The sequence below is a fragment of the Aquabacterium sp. A08 genome, from assembly GCF_011742065.1.
In genome coordinates this window covers 36517-51619 of the sequence record NZ_JAAQQT010000701.1, presented here as the reverse complement: position 1 = coordinate 51619, position 15103 = coordinate 36517, and the positions used below count along the sequence as shown (strand labels likewise).

16 protein-coding genes are annotated in these 15103 nt (G+C 66.5%); 8 read left to right on the top strand and 8 right to left on the bottom strand.

Translation table 11 applies throughout. The features are described 5' to 3' along the window. Positions 1-46: 46 nt before the first annotated feature. Complete coding sequence (locus tag HA630_RS21270; RefSeq protein WP_166833507.1) at positions 47-985, top strand: IS5 family transposase; 939 nt, start codon at positions 47-49, stop codon at positions 983-985. Between the two features lie 324 nt (positions 986-1309). On the opposite strand, the gene HA630_RS21265 is transcribed toward HA630_RS21270, so the two are convergent. The 6 genes from HA630_RS21265 to HA630_RS21240 form a co-directional block, all read right to left on the bottom strand. After that, positions 1310-1441: a major capsid protein gene (locus tag HA630_RS21265; protein WP_166837570.1), complete on the bottom strand. Its 132-nt coding sequence runs from the start codon at positions 1439-1441 to the stop codon at positions 1310-1312. A gap of 68 nt (positions 1442-1509) precedes the next feature. Then, positions 1510-1788, bottom strand: coding sequence for a hypothetical protein (locus HA630_RS21260; protein ID WP_166837568.1), 279 nt, complete (start codon positions 1786-1788; stop codon positions 1510-1512). Next, positions 1785-1931, bottom strand: a complete 147-nt coding sequence (locus HA630_RS21255; protein WP_166837566.1) for a hypothetical protein — start codon at positions 1929-1931, stop codon at positions 1785-1787. The genes HA630_RS21260 and HA630_RS21255 overlap by 4 nt, the downstream gene beginning before the upstream one ends. A gap of 3 nt (positions 1932-1934) precedes the next feature. Further along, positions 1935-2120: a hypothetical protein gene (locus HA630_RS21250; protein WP_166837564.1), complete on the bottom strand. Its 186-nt coding sequence runs from the start codon at positions 2118-2120 to the stop codon at positions 1935-1937. Then, entirely contained in the window at positions 2120-2425 is a 306-nt protein-coding gene (locus HA630_RS21245) for a hypothetical protein (RefSeq protein WP_166837562.1), read from the bottom strand. Before HA630_RS21245 ends, HA630_RS21250 begins: the two co-directional genes overlap by 1 nt. Further along, positions 2422-3525 (bottom strand): replication initiation factor domain-containing protein, encoded by a 1104-nt coding sequence (locus tag HA630_RS21240; RefSeq protein ID WP_166837560.1) that lies wholly within the window; start codon positions 3523-3525, stop codon positions 2422-2424. The genes HA630_RS21245 and HA630_RS21240 overlap by 4 nt, the downstream gene beginning before the upstream one ends. Before the next feature lie 393 nt (positions 3526-3918). Between HA630_RS21240 and HA630_RS21235 the strand changes: the two genes are divergently transcribed. The 5 genes from HA630_RS21235 (at position 3919) to HA630_RS21215 (ending at position 7352) form a co-directional block, all read left to right on the top strand. Next, entirely contained in the window at positions 3919-4218 is a 300-nt protein-coding gene (locus HA630_RS21235) for a helix-turn-helix transcriptional regulator (RefSeq protein WP_166837558.1), read from the top strand. A gap of 185 nt (positions 4219-4403) precedes the next feature. Further along, on the top strand, positions 4404-5168 hold the full coding sequence (locus HA630_RS21230) for an ABC transporter substrate-binding protein (protein WP_166837557.1): 765 nt from the start codon (positions 4404-4406) through the stop codon (positions 5166-5168). Beyond that, positions 5169-5855, top strand: coding sequence for an ABC transporter permease (locus HA630_RS21225; RefSeq protein WP_166837555.1), 687 nt, complete (start codon positions 5169-5171; stop codon positions 5853-5855). It begins immediately after the preceding gene. Further along, the gene (locus HA630_RS21220; protein ID WP_166837554.1) at positions 5852-6565 is read left to right on the top strand and encodes an ABC transporter permease subunit; all 714 of its coding nucleotides are present in this window, start codon (positions 5852-5854) and stop codon (positions 6563-6565) included. The genes HA630_RS21225 and HA630_RS21220 overlap by 4 nt, the downstream gene beginning before the upstream one ends. Positions 6566-6572: 7 nt before the next feature. Next, positions 6573-7352, top strand: a complete 780-nt coding sequence (locus HA630_RS21215; protein WP_166837552.1) for an ABC transporter ATP-binding protein — start codon at positions 6573-6575, stop codon at positions 7350-7352. 39 nt (positions 7353-7391) lie between these two features. Here HA630_RS21215 and HA630_RS21210 read toward each other — a convergent pair whose 3' ends face one another. Both HA630_RS21210 and HA630_RS21205 read right to left on the bottom strand, forming a co-directional pair. Beyond that, the gene (locus tag HA630_RS21210; protein ID WP_166837551.1) at positions 7392-7847 is read right to left on the bottom strand and encodes a DUF1854 domain-containing protein; all 456 of its coding nucleotides are present in this window, start codon (positions 7845-7847) and stop codon (positions 7392-7394) included. A 1-nt stretch (position 7848) separates the two neighbouring features. Continuing rightward, entirely contained in the window at positions 7849-10128 is a 2280-nt protein-coding gene (locus HA630_RS21205) for an ABC transporter transmembrane domain-containing protein (RefSeq protein WP_166837549.1), read from the bottom strand. A gap of 257 nt (positions 10129-10385) precedes the next feature. Between HA630_RS21205 and cphA (HA630_RS21200) the strand changes: the two genes are divergently transcribed. Together cphA (HA630_RS21200) and cphA (HA630_RS21195) are read left to right on the top strand one after the other, a co-directional pair. Further along, complete coding sequence (gene cphA, locus HA630_RS21200; protein WP_166837548.1) at positions 10386-12560, top strand: cyanophycin synthetase; 2175 nt, start codon at positions 10386-10388, stop codon at positions 12558-12560. Positions 12561-12581: 21 nt separating this feature from the next. After that, positions 12582-15103, top strand: a 2522-nt coding sequence (cphA, locus tag HA630_RS21195) for a cyanophycin synthetase (RefSeq protein ID WP_166837546.1), incomplete at its 3' end; no start/stop codon positions are given.

Sequence of the window (15103 nt, the reverse complement as noted above, 5' to 3'; positions counted from 1 at the left end):
GGCTCTGTTGCACAAATCCACCCCAATCAGCTGCTAGGCTCGCAGCATGAGTGAGAGCAAGCGCCCCAGGGGCAAGTACAAGACGACGAACTGGGCCAGCTACAACGCCTCACTCAAGGCACGCGGGTCACTGACGGTCTGGTTGGACAAAGGCATGCAGTGGTACGCCCCAGCCACCGGCAAGCGGGGTCGCCAACCCATCTTCTCCGATGCCGCCATCCAGTTCTGCCTGAGCATCAAGAGCCTCTTCAGCTTGCCCCTGCGCCAGAGCCTGGGAATGGTTGAAAGCCTGCTGCGACTGGCCGGTCTGGACTGGAAGGTGCCGGACTTCAGCACCGTGTGCCGACGTCAGAAGCACCTGAGCGTCAAGCTGCCCTACCGACCGAGCACCACCGCGTTGGACCTGTTGGTCGACAGCACCGGCATCAAGTTCCTGGGTGAAGGTGAATGGAAGCGCAAGAAGCATGGGGCGGACTATCGGCGCCAGTGGCGCAAGGTGCACCTGGCCATTGATGCCCACACACTGGATATCCGGGCCATCGAAGTCACCGACAACGGCACGGGTGACGCACCCATGCTGCCTGAACTGCTCAGCCAGATACCCGCAGATGAGCCGATTGCCAGCGTGGGCGGTGACGGAGCCTACGACACCAAGGCGTGTCATGCGGCGATAGCCAGACGCAACGCCCAGGCCATCATTCCCCCACGCAAGAACGCCCGGGCGTGGAAGAACAACCAGACGGGGGCCGCTTCACGCAACGAAGCCTTGCGAGCGTGCCAACGGCTGGGACGACGAATCTGGAAGAAGTGGATTGGTTACCACCGGCGCAGCCTGGTGGAGACGAAGATGAACTGCTTCAAGCGGCTGGGCGAGCGGGTGATGGCCAGGACGTTTGAGCGTCAGGTGACGGAGTTGCACATCCGTGTGGCCCTGCTCAACCGGTTCAGCCAACTCGGACGCCCGGTGACGGTGGCCGTGGCCTAAGTCCGTCTGGGGTTGGGGTTACTGCGTTCGCCCGGGCCTTTGTGCAACAACGCCTTCCCGAATCCATCTCTTCCCGCAACTTGAGTTGTAGTAGATGAGGCCTTGTAAGAAAATTGTGTACCTTGAGCATGCGAAATATGTGCAAAGCAGATCAAAAGAAATGCAATGTATATTTTTTGGATATGGTGCATTTAGTCACCCGCTAAAAAGAATCCAGCCCGCCAGGAGCAGACCAATCAGCAACCACAACCCCATGATTCACCCCCTGAATTGAAAAAGGGCCGACCAGGTGCGGGCGGCCCTTGATTGCTGCACCTGGTGCGCTTACTTGCTGAGCGCCGACTTGATCCAGCCGATGAGCTTGATGCCCACGGCCAGACCGAGGATGGCCACACCGATCGCGCCCACGGGGGTCAGGGCGCCTTGGATTTCGGAAACAACTGCTGCGACGTCCATTTGGGACTCCTTTCAAATAGTGCGAAATTGCACCTGGTAGCCGTTGGCCACGGCTATCAGCTGCAACCTCAGTCGTCGCCCGCCTGGTCGCTGCGCTGTTCGATCAGCTTGCGGATCATTCGGAGGACGAAGGCCACGGCCATCAGCATCAGGAGCGCGCCGCCGATCTGCTGGGCCTCTTCGATGGTCAGAGCGAAGGGGCTGGTACCGGTGGCCACCTCGAAATGGCCGGGGGCACAAGGCGGCGGGCCTGCCGGCTGCAGCAGGTAGGCTTCGGCATAGACCGGGGTGGCCCCTGCCGTGCCGATCTGCTCGCCTGGGGCGATGTAGCGGGCGCAGAAGGTCATCGCTTGAACATGAACAGGACGAAGGTCTGCACCAGGTACAGGACGGAGCCGTGGTAGGCGCGGACGCCACGCCGCCTGCAGTCGCGCTTGTGGTCGCGGTGCATGACGTTGAACATGTCGAGGCGTCGAAGGAGTCCGCGCATGGCTTACTCGAACGCGATGGTGAGGCGCAGCACCAGGGTGGTGTCGGCGTCGGTGTGGCGTCGAATCTCGATGCACTCGTTGCCATCAGCGAGCAGGCCCCGTCGGCTGTCTGCAAGCTCATCGGCAACGGCACCGAGCAGGCCGGCAATCAAGCCGGACGGCTCATGCTCGTCGGCCAGTTCGATCATCACGAACCCGCCTTGGCCTGGGCTGCAGGCTTGAGACTCACCAGCTGGGTGCGCTGGGTGCGGCCGTTGGTGACGATCTCCATTTCCACATCGGCGACGATGGGGAACGGCAGGTGTTTGACCGTGCCGTAGTTGTCCGAGGTGCCCCAGTTGTATTCAACGGTGGCCGAGCCTTTGCCCGTGCCCTTGGAGTCGTCCAGATCGGTTTGGACATAGACCTTGGTGCTGTCGTAGGCGTTGCCGTTTTCCAAGGTGCCTTTGCTGGACTTGATGCCAGTGATGGTGACGCGGGAGGCGAATTTCATGACGCTGTTTCCAATGCCGGCTGACTGAAGGGCGCACAGAGGGCCGGTTCCTCGGTGCTGAGAAGGAAGCGTTTGCAGGCCTGGTCGAGGCCGTGTTTGATGCTGGTGGCGTTCAGGCCGCGCAGTGCCTTGGGCATGGGGCGGTCTGCGTGCTCGATGCACAGCCGGGTGAGCCAGTCAAAGCCGCTGTTGAGGCTCAGGTGCACGATGGACGGGGCCACGACGCGTTCAAGCCAGCGGACGGCGCGTTGGGCGCTGGCTTCGGCCACCACATGGCCAGTGGGCACGGTGGACGGGAAAACGACCTCCAGCAGCTGCGCGGTGTACTCGTAGGCACCGGCGAAGTAGTTGGCCGGGCGGATGATGGATTCCAGCGGAATGACGCGCTGGTGGCTGCGGTACTCGACCTCGGCCCGCCACCATTTGCTTTCCATGTCGCCGAACTGGTGGCCCTTCTCGTAGGCGCGGAACATCTTCCCGCTTTCGCGCTTGCCCACGTAGTAGGTGCGGCTGTGGCCGTTGTCCCAGCAGCCCGCGTTTTCCTGGCTGGGGCGGCGGTTACGGTAGTCGAACTCGCCGTTCAAGTAGCCAGCGCGGACGGCTTCGACGCCGCCTTTCTCGCCCTGGAAGTAGTCTCGGGCGAGGTCAATTCGAGTGATCTTTGCGTCCAGGCTTTGCGCGAAGTCGTAGACCGCCCGTTCCCAGCCTTTGGCAGCGTAAGTACAGCCCTCGCCCTTGATCGTGAAGCAGAAGGTGCCGCGCTGGTGCTCCCCTCCCCCGCTGACGCTGGCGACTTCGTGGCCATTGGCGTTCCAGACGGTACAGGTGTGGTCGTAGTAGTCGCGTCCCTTTTGGCGGACTTCCCCGAAAGAAAAGCCCGTAAGCTGGGCCAGTCGCTGGGCAAGCAGTCGCACAAATGCGGCATCGTTGTCGGGGAGGTGCGCATCTTCCAGGTCCTTCAGGTTCTCGCGCTTGATCGTGAAGCGCAGGTAATCCACGATCACGCCGCTGTCGGCATTGGCTGCGCGTTCAATGGTCTTGACCAGGACGCGTTTGCCGTCGAAGAGCAGCTGTTCGGCGGGAGACAGGCGGGTGGTCATGCGCGACGCTCCTCGCCGGGGGCAATGCACAGGACCGAGAAACCGCAGGAGGAGTCAAACCGCACCCAATCGCCTTGGGGTTTGTGGTTCGTTTTCGGTGCGAAACCAAAACGGCCCATGAAGCCCACGGGGAAGATGCATCGTGCGAGGCCATGCGCTGCTCGCAAACTTTCGTTTATCCCCGTGTTACTCAGGGGGGGAACAGACGCCCCAGCAGCGCCCCGGCGCGACGCTACGCTTGGCGCCGGGGCGCTGCTGGTGCTTGCTTGATGCTGAGAGGTCATGGGGTGTACAGTTCGGATTTGCGGCAACGCCAAGAGGTGAACGCATTTGCGTAAACCGTGTTGCGTAATGTATCCAGGATTTACCCTTTTGTGTAAAGGAGTGGGCGAAATGAAAGTCGCGGAACTCGTTGAACGAGCAGCTGAGAAAAAAGGAAGTGCGTTGGAACTGGCGCGTGAGATGCGAAAGGCACCGGCCAGATTGAGCGAGTGGAAGTCTGGAAAGCGCAGGCCCGATGCAGCCGAAATTGCCTACCTTGCAAAGGTGGCAGGACTGCCTGTGCTGATCACTTTGGCCTTTGTTGAAAAGGACTTACACCCGGAATCGGCAGAACTTTGGGACGCTGCGCTGGGGGAAGCTAAGGCCCCCTCCTACTGGTCCAGGCTGGGGGCTGACTGTGCATTATGTTAAATCAAACGCGCAAGTATCTTCGCTGTTGGTCGATGAACGTGGGAAACTGATAAGCCAGAAACCTCGGCCGTTAAAGGCCGGTGCCAATTTCGTCTGCCAACCCGGGACTACCCTCAACCGGGCGCCATCGGCCGAATGACTGGACCTACAATCGCCCACACAACAACTCCGTGAGGAACGTTCCCATGAAGAAATTGCTTTCCTTGGTGGTGTTGGGCGCCGTCAGCACACTGACGTGGGCCCAAGCCGAGCTCAAAGTGGCCATCGACCCCACTTACGAGCCCTTCACCTACAAAACGGCCGACGGCAAGCCGACCGGCTTCGACGTGGACATTGCCGAGGCCCTGTGCGCCCAGATCAAGCGCAAGTGCGTGTACGTCGAACAGGTCTGGGACAGCATGATCCCCGGCTTGCAGGCGCGCAAGTACGACGTGATCGTCAGTTCCATGTCCATCACCGAAGAGCGCAAGCGCGTGGTGGACTTCACCGACAAGTACTACGCCACCCCCAGCGGGATCGTGGTTAAGACCGGCACGCCCTACACCGGCCCGGCTTCGCTCAAGGGCAAGAAGATCGGCGTGCTCAAAGGCAGCACCCAGGAGAAATACGCCATGGGTGAACTGCGCCCGGCCGGCGTGACCGTGGTGCCCTACGAGGCCCAGGACCAGGTCTACCTCGACATCCGCGCCGGCCGCCTGGACGGCACCGTGGCCGACAAGGTGGAAGTCAACGGTGGCTTCCTGCGCAAGGACGAAGGCAAGGGTTACGGCTTCGTCGGCCCCGACCTGAACGACAAAAAGTACTACGGCGACGGCATCGGCATTGCGTTGCGCAAGGGCCAGAACGAGCTCAAGGGCCAGTTGAACGGGGCCATCAAGGCCATCCGCGCCAACGGCACCTACGACAAGATCGCCAAGAAGTACTTCGACTTCGACGTGTACGGTAAGTGATTGAGCGGCTACTACCTCTCCATCCTTGAGGGCGCGGCGCTCACCGTCGGGGTGTCGCTCGCGTCGCTCGTCGTGGCCGTGGCCCTGGGTCTGCTCGGGGCGGCGGCCAAGCTGTCCGGCCGGCCGCTGCTGGTCGGCGGCGCCACGGTTTACACCACGCTGGTGCGGGGTGTGCCCGAGCTCGTCCTGATGCTGCTCGTGTTCTACGGCGGCACCATCGGCCTGATCCACCTGCTGGAAAGCTTGGGGCTGGACGGCAACGTGGACATCAACCCCTTCACCGCCGGTGCGTTGACCATCGGCTTCATTTACGGTGCCTACATGGCCGAGACTTTTCGCGGCGCGATCCTGTCCATTCCCAAAGGGCAGATGGAGGCCGCGCGCGCCTTTGGCATGGGCCCGGTGCGCACCTTCTGTCGCATCACCCTGCCGCAAATGGTGCGTTACGCCTTGCCCGGCTTCACCAACAACTGGCTGGTGCTGATCAAGACCACCGCGCTGGTCAGCCTCATCGGCCTGCACGAAATGACCTACCGCGCCAAGCAGGCCAGCGCCGCCACGCGCGAGCCCTTTGTCTACCTGCTGTTCGCGGCCGCGCTGTTCCTGGCTTACACCAGCGTGTCGCTGTGGTTGCTGCGCAAGGTGAACGCCCGCTACAGCCTGGGCACCAAGCGGGTGCAGCTGTGAACTGGGAGATTTTTGCCGATCCTGCCACGCTCGCGCTCTACGGCGAGGGCCTGGTCACCACGCTGACGCTGTTGCTGTCGTCCCTGTTGCTGGGGGCGGTGCTGGCCCTGGGGCTGGCCCTGGCCCTGACCGGACAGGTGGCGGTGCTGCGCTGGCTGGCCGGCGCTTACACCTACTGCATCCGCGGCACACCGCTGTTGATCCAGGTGTATCTGATTTATTACGGGCTGGCCCAGCTGGAATGGGTGCAGGCGCGCTGGGACGACCTCTGGCCCTGGACGCTGTTCAAGGACGCGTTTTTCTGCGCCCTGCTGGCCTTTGCAATGAACAACGCGGGCTACACCGCCGAAATGCTGGCCGGCGCCATCCGAGAAACCGCCCCCGGCGAGGTGGAAGCCGCCCAAGCCATGGGCATGGGCCGCTGGCAGCGGCTGCGCCGCATCGTGCTGCCCAGCGCCCTGCGCCGCACCCTGCCCGCCTACAGCAATGAGGTGGTGATGATGCTGCACAGCACCAGCCTGGCCAGCACGGTGCCGGCGATGCTCGACCTCACCGCCGCCGCCAGCCGCATTTACTCCGACTTCTACCTCCCGTTCGAGGCTTACCTGTTCGCCGCGGCCATCTACCTGTGCATCACCTTCACGCTGGTGGGCACTTTCAAGCTGCTGGAAAAGCGCTACCTGGCCTACCTGGCGCCGCGCCGCCACTGATCCGCCCATGACCCCACCCGACTACAAACTGCAGGTCGACGACCTGCACAAGCGCTACGGCCCGCACGAGGTGCTCAAAGGCGTGTCCCTGCGCGCACGCGCCGGCGATGTGATCAGCATCATCGGCAGTTCCGGCTCGGGCAAAAGCACCTTCCTGCGCTGCATCAACCTGCTGGAAAAGCCGCACCAGGGCCGCATCGTGGTGGCGGGCGAGGAACTGCAACTGCGCCCCGGGCGCCAGAATGGCGAGCTGGAGCCGGTGCAACCGCAACAGCTGCAGCGCCTGCGCACCAAGCTGGCGATGGTGTTCCAGAACTTCAACCTCTGGGCCCACATGACGGTGCTGGAAAACATCATCGAGGCGCCGGTGCACGTGTTGAAAGTGCCCAAGGAGCAGGCCGTGGCCACCGCCCGCCAGTACCTGGAGCGGGTGGGCCTCAAAGGCGTGGAGGACCGCTACCCGGCCCACATGAGCGGCGGCCAGCAGCAGCGGGTGGCCATCGCCCGCGCCCTGGCGGTGGAGCCCGAGGTGATGCTGTTCGACGAACCCACCAGCGCGCTGGACCCGGAACTGGTGACCGAGGTGCTGCGTGTGATGCAGCAGCTGGCCGAGGAACACCGGACCATGGTGGTGGTCACCCACGAAATGGGGTTTGCCCGCGAGGTGTCGAACCACCTGATCTTTCTGCATCAAGGCCGCATCGAAGAGGAAGGGCCGCCGCGCCAGGTGCTGGCACAGCCCAAGAGCGAACGCCTGGCGCAGTTCCTCTCGGGCAGCCTCAAGTAAGCCCCGGGCCCGGCGGGGCGTTGCCCGGGCCGCAGCGGATCACAAAAAACGGTCGAGCAGCTTGCGGCTGTGCTTGTCCAGCCGCTGCGGTTGACGGATCAGGAACGGCACCCCGTGGCTGTCCAGCACCAGCAGCACGTCGCGGCTGAGCCGTCGGATGTCCTCTTCGCCCTTGAGCACAAAGCGGGTGGCGCCACGGTCGGTTTCCACCGTCCAGGTGGTGGGCGTGGCAAACGCGCTCACCGACACCAGGCGCTGGATCACCGGGGCAAATTCGCGCAGGCCCAGCTCCTCCAACAGCAAGGCCCGGTCGGCCTCGGCCAGGTCGTCCAGGCGTTCCACCCAGGCCGCTTCGTGCCCGTCAGCGCCCACCAGTGCGATCTGGCCCTGCGGGGCCTGGATGGGAAAGGCCCGCACCGGCACCACCGGTTCGTGAACCTGGCCGTCGTCGGTCGTCAGCACCAGCCGACCCAGGGCGTTGCGTTGCAGCTGCATTTCAGTCTCCGATCCGGTCGCGGTCGGCCTCGGCTTGGCGCTGCTGCGCCTGGTACAGGCGCCAGTAGGCACCCTCGCGGGCCATCAGTTCCTCGTGGCTGCCCTCCTCCACCTTGCGGCCCTTGTCCATCACCACCAGCCGGTCGGCCTTGCGCAGGGTGGACAGCCGGTGGGCGATGGCAATGGTGGTGCGGCCGCGCACCAGGTTGTCCAAAGCCTTCTGGATTTCCTTCTCGGTCTCGGTGTCCACGCTGGAGGTGGCCTCGTCGAGGATCAGGATACGCGGGTCGATCAGCAGCGCCCGGGCGATGGAGATGCGCTGGCGTTCGCCACCCGAGAGGCCCTGGCCGCGCTCGCCCACCAGCGAGTCGTAGCCCTGCGGCAGCCTCAGGATGAACTCGTGCGCGTGGGCCGCGCGGGCCGCGGCCACGATCTCTTCGCGGCTGGCCTCGGGCCGGCCGTAGGCGATGTTTTCGGCGATGGTGCCGAAGAACAGGAACGGCTCCTGCAACACCAGGCCGATGTGGCGGCGGTAGTCCGCCACCCGGACCGAACGCAGGTCCACCCCGTCCACCAGGATGGCGCCGTCGGCCACGTCGTAAAAACGGCAAATCAGGTTGACCAACGTGCTTTTGCCCGAACCGCTGTGGCCCACCAGCCCCACCATTTCGCCGGGGCGCACGGTCAGGTTCAGGCCCTGGATGACGGCCCGGTTGCCGTAGCGGAAGCCCACCTCGCGCAACTCCAGCCGGCCCTCCACCCGCGGCAGCGGCTGCGGCTGGAGGGGCTCGGGCACGCTGGAGACGTGGTCGAGGATGTCGAAAATGCGCTTGGCGCCCGAGGCGGCCTTTTGCGTGACCGACACGATGCGGCTCATCGAATCCAGCCGCATGTAGAAGCGCCCGATGTAGGCCAGGAAAGCGGTCAGCACACCGACGGTGATGTCGCCCTCGGCCACCAGCCAGATGCCAAAACCCCAGACCACCAGCAGACCGATTTCGGTCATCAGCGACACCGTGGGCGAAAACAGCGACCACAGCCGGTTCAGGCGGTCGTTGACCTCCAGGTTGTGGCGGTTGGCGTCGCGGAAGCGCTGCGCCTCGCGGGTCTCCTGGGCAAAGGCCTTGACCACGCGGATGCCGGGGATGGTGTCGGCCAGCACGCTGGTGACCTCGGACCAGACCCGGTCGATTTTTTCGAAGCCGGTGCGCAGCCGGTCGCGCACCACGTGGATCAGCCAGGCGATGAAGGGCAGCGGCACCAGCGTGGCCAGCGCCAGCGCGGGGTTGATCGAGAACAGGATGGTCGCCGTCATCAGGATCATGATGACGTCGGTGGCGAAGTCCAGCAGGTGCAGCGACAGGAAAACGTTGATGCGGTCGGTTTCGGAGCCGATGCGGGCCATCAGGTCGCCGGTGCGGCGCCCGCCGAAGTATTCCAGCGACAGGTTGAGCAGGTGCTCGTAGGTGGTGGTGCGCAGGTCGGCCCCGATGCGTTCGGACACCAGCGCCAGGATGTAGGTCTTGGCCCAGCCCAGGCCCCAGGCCAGCAGCGCGGAGCCGAACAGCCCGCCCAGCAGCAGCGCCACCAGGCCGGTGTCGATCTCCTGGCCGCTCTGGTAGGGAATGAGCACCTCGTCCATCAGCGGAATGGTGAGGTAGGGCGGCACCAGCGTGGCGGCGGTGGACGCCAGCGTGAGCAGAAAGCCCGCCAGCAGCTGCCAGCGGTAGGGGTGGGCAAAGCGCCACAGGCGCAGCAGCGTCCAGGTGGACGGCGGGGTGTGCACCACCTGGGCACAGACGCCGCATTCGTTGGCTTCCGGGTCCAGCGGGGACTGGCAGCGCGGGCACAGTTCCAGCCGGGCCAGTGGCAAGGGCTGGCCCTCGGCGTGCTCCTGGCGCAGGGCCATGAACTGTTCCACCAGCCGGGTGGCTGGCAGGTGGCGGCCCAGGGTGTAGCGCCACACCGCCAGGCGCTCGCCGGCGCGCACCAGTTCCAGGGTGCCCACCCCGTTGTGGTCGCTGTGCAACAGCTGCAGCGCGGGGTCCAGCGGCCAGTGCTGCACCGCCGCACCGTCCGCCTCGGCCGACAGCCACCAGAGCCCCGCCCCACTCAGCACCAGCAGGCTGGGGCAGAAGCGCAGACCGGCGTCCAGATCCAATTCCAGCCAGACCGGGCCCGACGCCCCGGCGGCTGGCCAGTCATGCACGGCTTCGGCCCGTGCCCGCCACGCCGAAGGAAAGCCGGCGGGCAGGCCCGCGGACACAAGGGGTAACGGCATGTTGCAAATATTTTTGGTGACGGGGACACGCAAGACTGGGAACTGGCGCCACAATCTCGATCCGATGGATGCTTGCGACACGGCTGTGACAGCCGCCAGACCGCCCGGTCTGGCCGTCCCCGGGTGAGGTGTCCAGTCGATTCGACACAGGATTGTAAGGCTGCCCCCGCTCGCAGAACCGACATCGCCATCGCCTCACACCGCCCCCTGCCGCTCTGCGCAGCGGGCCACCGCAGGCTTGGGCAACCCCCTCCCCCATGAACCACAAAACCATCAAGCTGCTCAGGCTGAGTTACCTGCGCGGCCCCAACCTCTGGACCTACCGCCCGGCCATGGAGGCGCTGATCGACATCGGCGACCTGGAGGACTGCCCCTCCAACACCCTGCCCGGCTTTTACGAGCGCTTGACCGCATGGCTGCCCGGCCTGGTGGAGCACCACTGCGGCGTGGGCGAACGCGGCGGCTTCCTGCTGCGCTTGCGCGAGGGCACCTGGCCCGGGCACATCATGGAGCACGTGGCGCTGGAGTTGCAGAACCTGGCCGGCATGCAGACCGGTTTTGGCAAGGCCCGCTCCACCGAGGTTCGGGGCGTGTACAAGGTGGTGATCCGCACCCGGCAGGAAGAGGTGGGCTGCCAGGCCTTGCTGGACGCGCGCGACCTGGTGATGGCCGCCATCGAAGACACCCCGTTTGACGTGGCCGCCGCGGTGCGCGGGCTCAAGGCCCTGATCGACCGCCATGCCTTGGGCCCCAGCACCGCCAGCATCGTGGACGCCGCCAGCCAGCGGCAGATCCCGGCGATCCGGCTGACCACCGGCAACTTGGTGCAGCTGGGCTACGGCAGCAAGCAACGCCGCATCTGGACGGCAGAGACCGACAAGACCAGTGCGATTGCCGAAAGCATCTCGCGCGACAAGGACCTGACCAAACGCCTGCTGGCCGCCTGCGGCGTGCCCATTCCCCAGGGCCAGGTGGTGACCAGCCCGGCCGAGGCCTGGGAAGTGGCCCAGGACATCGGGCTGCCAGTGGTGGTCAAGCCCAGCGATGCCAACCACGGCCGGGGCGTGTCACTGGACCTCAGCACCCAGGCCGCGGTGGAAGCCGCCTACGCACTCGCCGACGCCGAAGGCTCGGACGTGATCGTCGAACGCTTCATTCCCGGCCAGGAGCACCGCCTGCTGGTGGTGGGCAACCGGGTGGTGGCCGCGGCCCGGGGCGAGCAGGCCTGCATCACCGGCGACGGCCGCTCCACGGTCATGGCCCTGATCGAGGCCCAGATCAACACCGACCCGCGCCGCGGCGAGGAAGAGGAATACCCGCTCGACACCATCCGCCTGCCTGAAAACTCGCTGGTGATGCTGGAGTTGAGCCGCCAGGGGCTGACCCCCGACAGCGTGCCCGCCGCGGGCCAGGTCGTGCTGGTCCAGCGCACCGGGGTGATGACGCACGACATCACCGACGAGGTCCATCCCGAGGTGGCCGAGATGGCGGCCCTGGCCGCCCGGGTGGTGGGACTGGACATCGCCGGCATCGACCTGGTGGCCACCGACATCGCCCAGCCGCTGGAGGCCCAGGGCGGCGCGATCGTGGAGGTCAACGCCGGCCCGGGCCTGCTCATGCACCTCAAGCCGGCGGTGGGCCAGCCCCGCCCGGTGGGCGAGGCCATCGTGGAGCACCTGTTCGGCCCGCGCGACAACGGGCGCATCCCGGTGGTGGGCATCACCGGCACCCAGGGCACCACACCGGTGGCGTTGCTGCTGGGCGCGGTGATGCACCGGGCCGGTCTGGCCACGGGGGTGGCGTGCAGCGACGGCCTGTACGTGCAGATGCAGCGCATCGACTGCAGCCAGCCCTCGGACTGGGAAGCCGGCCAGCGCACCCTGATGAACCGCTGCGTGGACGCGGCCGTGCTGGAGAACTCGCCCCGCAGCATCCTGGACGATGGCCTGTCCTACGACCGCTGCCAGGTGGGCGTGGTGACCGATGTGCCGCTGCCCAGCGGCCTGCAGGACCACCACATTCTGGACCGCGACCAAATGCGCACCGTGCTGCGCACCCAGGTGGACGTGGTGCTGCCGCAAGGCTGCGCAGTGCTCAACGCCGACGACGCGGTCTGCGCCGGCCTGGCCGAGCTGTGTGACGGGGACGTGATCTTTTACAGCCAGGCCGACCGGCACGACCTGCAGGCGGCGCATTGCGACGCCGGCCGCCGTTTTCTGCTGGTGCAACAGGCCCAGGTGGTGCTGTGGCGCAACCACACCGCCACCCCCCTGCTGGACCTGACCCATCCCGCCGTGGCCGACCTGCTGCAACACCACCTGCCCCTGTCCGCGCTGCTGGCCGCGGTCGGGGCCGCGCTGGCCCTGGACCTGCCCCCGCCCCTGGTGCGCGCCGGCGTGGAAACCGCCGCGCCGTTTTTCGCCCACGCCTGACCTGAGCAAAGGAACCGTCCCGTGGACGTCTCTCGCATCCGTGCCCTGCGGGGCCCCAACCTGTGGTCGCGCGCGACCGCCATCGAAGCCGTCGTCCGCTGCACCCCGGCGGAGTGCGACCTGGACGCCTTGAGCGGCTTCAAGGCGCGGCTGCGCCAGCGCTTTCCCGAGATCGGCACCCTGCCCCAGCCCACGGCCCAGGGCCTGGTGTCGGTGGCCCACGCCCTGGAGCTGTGCACGCTGGCCCTGCAGGCCCAGGCTGGCTGTGCGGTCAGCTTCAGCCGCACCGCCCCCGCGCCCGAGCCGGGCGTGTTCCAGGTCGTGGTGCAGTACACCGAAGAAGACGTGGGCCGCCTGGCCATGGAACTGGCCATGGCGCTGATCGTGGCCGCCGCCGACGACGCCCCGTTCGACACCCCGGCAGCCATCGCCCGCCTGAAAGAGCTGGACGAAGACGTGCGCCTGGGCCCGTCCACGGGCGCTATCGTGGACGCCGCGGTGGCCCGGGGCATTCCCTTCCGCCGTCTGACCGGCGGCAGCCTGGTGCAATTCGGCTGGGGCAGCCGTCAGCGCCGCATCCAGGCCGCCGAGTGCGACACCACCAGCGCCATTGCCGAAGGCATCGCCCAGGACAAGGAACTGACGAAAAAGCTGCTGCACGCCGCCGGGGTGCCGGTGCCGCTGGGCCGGCCGGTGCGCGACGCCGCCGATGCCTGGGCCGCGGCCCAGGCGCTGGGTGGGCCGGTGGTGGTCAAGCCCCGCGACGGCAACCAGGGCAAGGGGGTGACGGTCAACATCCGCACCCGCGAGCAGGTGGAAGCGGCCTACCACAACGCCGTCCAGTGCCGCGACGACGTGATGGTGGAGCGCTACCTGCCCGGTATCGACTACCGCCTGTTGGTGGTGGGCAAACAGCTGGTGGCCGCCGCGCGGCGCGATCCGCCACTGGTGATTGGCGATGGCGAGCACACCGTGCGCGCACTGGTGGAGGCGGTCAACGCCGACCCCCGCCGGGGCGACGGCCACGCCACCCCGCTGACCAAGATCCGGCTGGACGACATCGCGCTCGACCGACTGCGCGAACAGGGGCTGACGCCCGAGTCCGTGCCCGGTCGGGGCGTGCGGGTGGTGCTGCGCAACAACGCCAACCTGTCCACCGGCGGCACCGCCACCGACGTGACCGATGAAGTCCACCCCCAGGTGGCCGCCCGGGCCGTGGCCGCGGCCCAGATGGTGGGCCTGGACATTTGTGGGGTGGACGTGGTGTGCGAAAACGTCATCGAGCCGCTGGAGCAGCAGCACGGCGGTGTGGTCGAGGTCAATGCCGCCCCGGGGTTGCGCATGCACGTCAGCCCGTCTTTTGGCAAAGGCCGGCCGGTGGGTGAAGCCGTCATCCAGCACATGTTCCCGCCCGGCGAAGATGGGCGCATCCCCATCGTCGCGGTCACCGGCACCAACGGCAAGACCACCACCGTGCGCCTGACCAGCCACCTGCTGCGCGGCCACGGCCTGCGCGTGGGCATGACCAACACCGACGGCGTCTACGTCAATGGCCGCCAGACCGACAGCGGCGACTGCAGCGGCCCGCGCAGCGCCCGCAACGTGCTGGCCCACCCCGATGTGGACGCCGCCGTGTTCGAGACCGCGCGCGGCGGCCTGCTGCGCGAAGGCCTGGCCTACGACCGCTGCCGCGTGGCGGTGGTCACCAACATCGGCAGTGGCGACCACCTGGGCCTGAACTACATCACCACCGTGGAAGACCTGAGCGTGCTCAAGCGCGTCATCGTCCTCAACGTGGAACCGCAGGGCATGGCAGTGCTCAACGCCGCCGACCCGCAGGTGGTGCGCATGGCCGAGCATTGCCCGGGCCGCGTCACCTTCTTCGGGCCGGACGAAAACCACCCGGTCATCGCCACCCACCGGGCGCTGGGCCAGCGCGTGCTGTTCGTGGCCGATGGGCACATCGTCGCCGCCGAAGGCGCGGTGCAGGTGCGCATCCCGCTGGCGCAGGTGCCCATCACCCGCGGCGGCAGCATCGGTTTCCAGGTGGACAACGCCATGGCCGCCATTGGCGCCGCGTGGGCCCTCGATGTGCCGTGGAACACCGTGCTACAAGGCCTGTTCACCTTCGTCAGCGACGCACACGCGGTGCCGGGCCGTTTCAACCTGTTCGATTACCGCGGGGCCACCGTGATCGCCGACTACGGCCACAACCCCGATGCCATCCAGGCGCTGAGCGACGCGGTGCGCCAGATGCCGGCGCGGCAACGGCTGGCGGTCATCAGCGGGGCCGGCGACCGGCGCGACGAGGACATCCGCGAGCAGACCCGGATCCTGGGCCGCGTCTTCGACGAGGTGCTGTTGTACCAGGACGCCTGCCAGCGCGGCCGCGCCGACGGCGAGGTGCTGGCCTTGCTGCGCGAGGGCCTGGTCGGAGCCTCTCAGACCCAGCGGGTGAGCGAAGTGCGCGGTGAGTTCCATGCCATCGACACGGCACTGGCGCGCCTGCAGCCGGGCGACCTGTGCCTCATCCTGATCGACCA

Bases quoted from the DNA above. Each gene is read 5' to 3' on its own strand.
- HA630_RS21250 (WP_166837564.1), bottom strand. From the start codon at position 2,120: ATGATCGAACTGGCCGACGAGCATGAGCCGTCCGGCTTGATTGCCGGC.
- HA630_RS21210 (WP_166837551.1), bottom strand. From the start codon at position 7,847: ATGCAGCTGCAACGCAACGCCCTGGGTCGGCTGGTGCTGACGACCGAC.
- HA630_RS21230 (WP_166837557.1), top strand. From the start codon at position 4,404: ATGAAGAAATTGCTTTCCTTGGTGGTGTTGGGCGCCGTCAGCACACTG.
- HA630_RS21260 (WP_166837568.1), bottom strand. From the start codon at position 1,788: ATGACCTTCTGCGCCCGCTACATCGCCCCAGGCGAGCAGATCGGCACG.
- HA630_RS21255 (WP_166837566.1), bottom strand. From the start codon at position 1,931: ATGCGCGGACTCCTTCGACGCCTCGACATGTTCAACGTCATGCACCGC.
- HA630_RS21205 (WP_166837549.1), bottom strand. From the start codon at position 10,128: ATGCCGTTACCCCTTGTGTCCGCGGGCCTGCCCGCCGGCTTTCCTTCG.
- HA630_RS21270 (WP_166833507.1), top strand. From the start codon at position 47: ATGAGTGAGAGCAAGCGCCCCAGGGGCAAGTACAAGACGACGAACTGG.
- HA630_RS21240 (WP_166837560.1), bottom strand. From the start codon at position 3,525: ATGACCACCCGCCTGTCTCCCGCCGAACAGCTGCTCTTCGACGGCAAA.
- HA630_RS21265 (WP_166837570.1), bottom strand. From the start codon at position 1,441: ATGGACGTCGCAGCAGTTGTTTCCGAAATCCAAGGCGCCCTGACCCCC.
- cphA (WP_166837548.1), top strand. From the start codon at position 10,386: ATGAACCACAAAACCATCAAGCTGCTCAGGCTGAGTTACCTGCGCGGC.
- HA630_RS21245 (WP_166837562.1), bottom strand. From the start codon at position 2,425: ATGAAATTCGCCTCCCGCGTCACCATCACTGGCATCAAGTCCAGCAAA.
- HA630_RS21215 (WP_166837552.1), top strand. From the start codon at position 6,573: ATGACCCCACCCGACTACAAACTGCAGGTCGACGACCTGCACAAGCGC.
- HA630_RS21235 (WP_166837558.1), top strand. From the start codon at position 3,919: ATGAAAGTCGCGGAACTCGTTGAACGAGCAGCTGAGAAAAAAGGAAGT.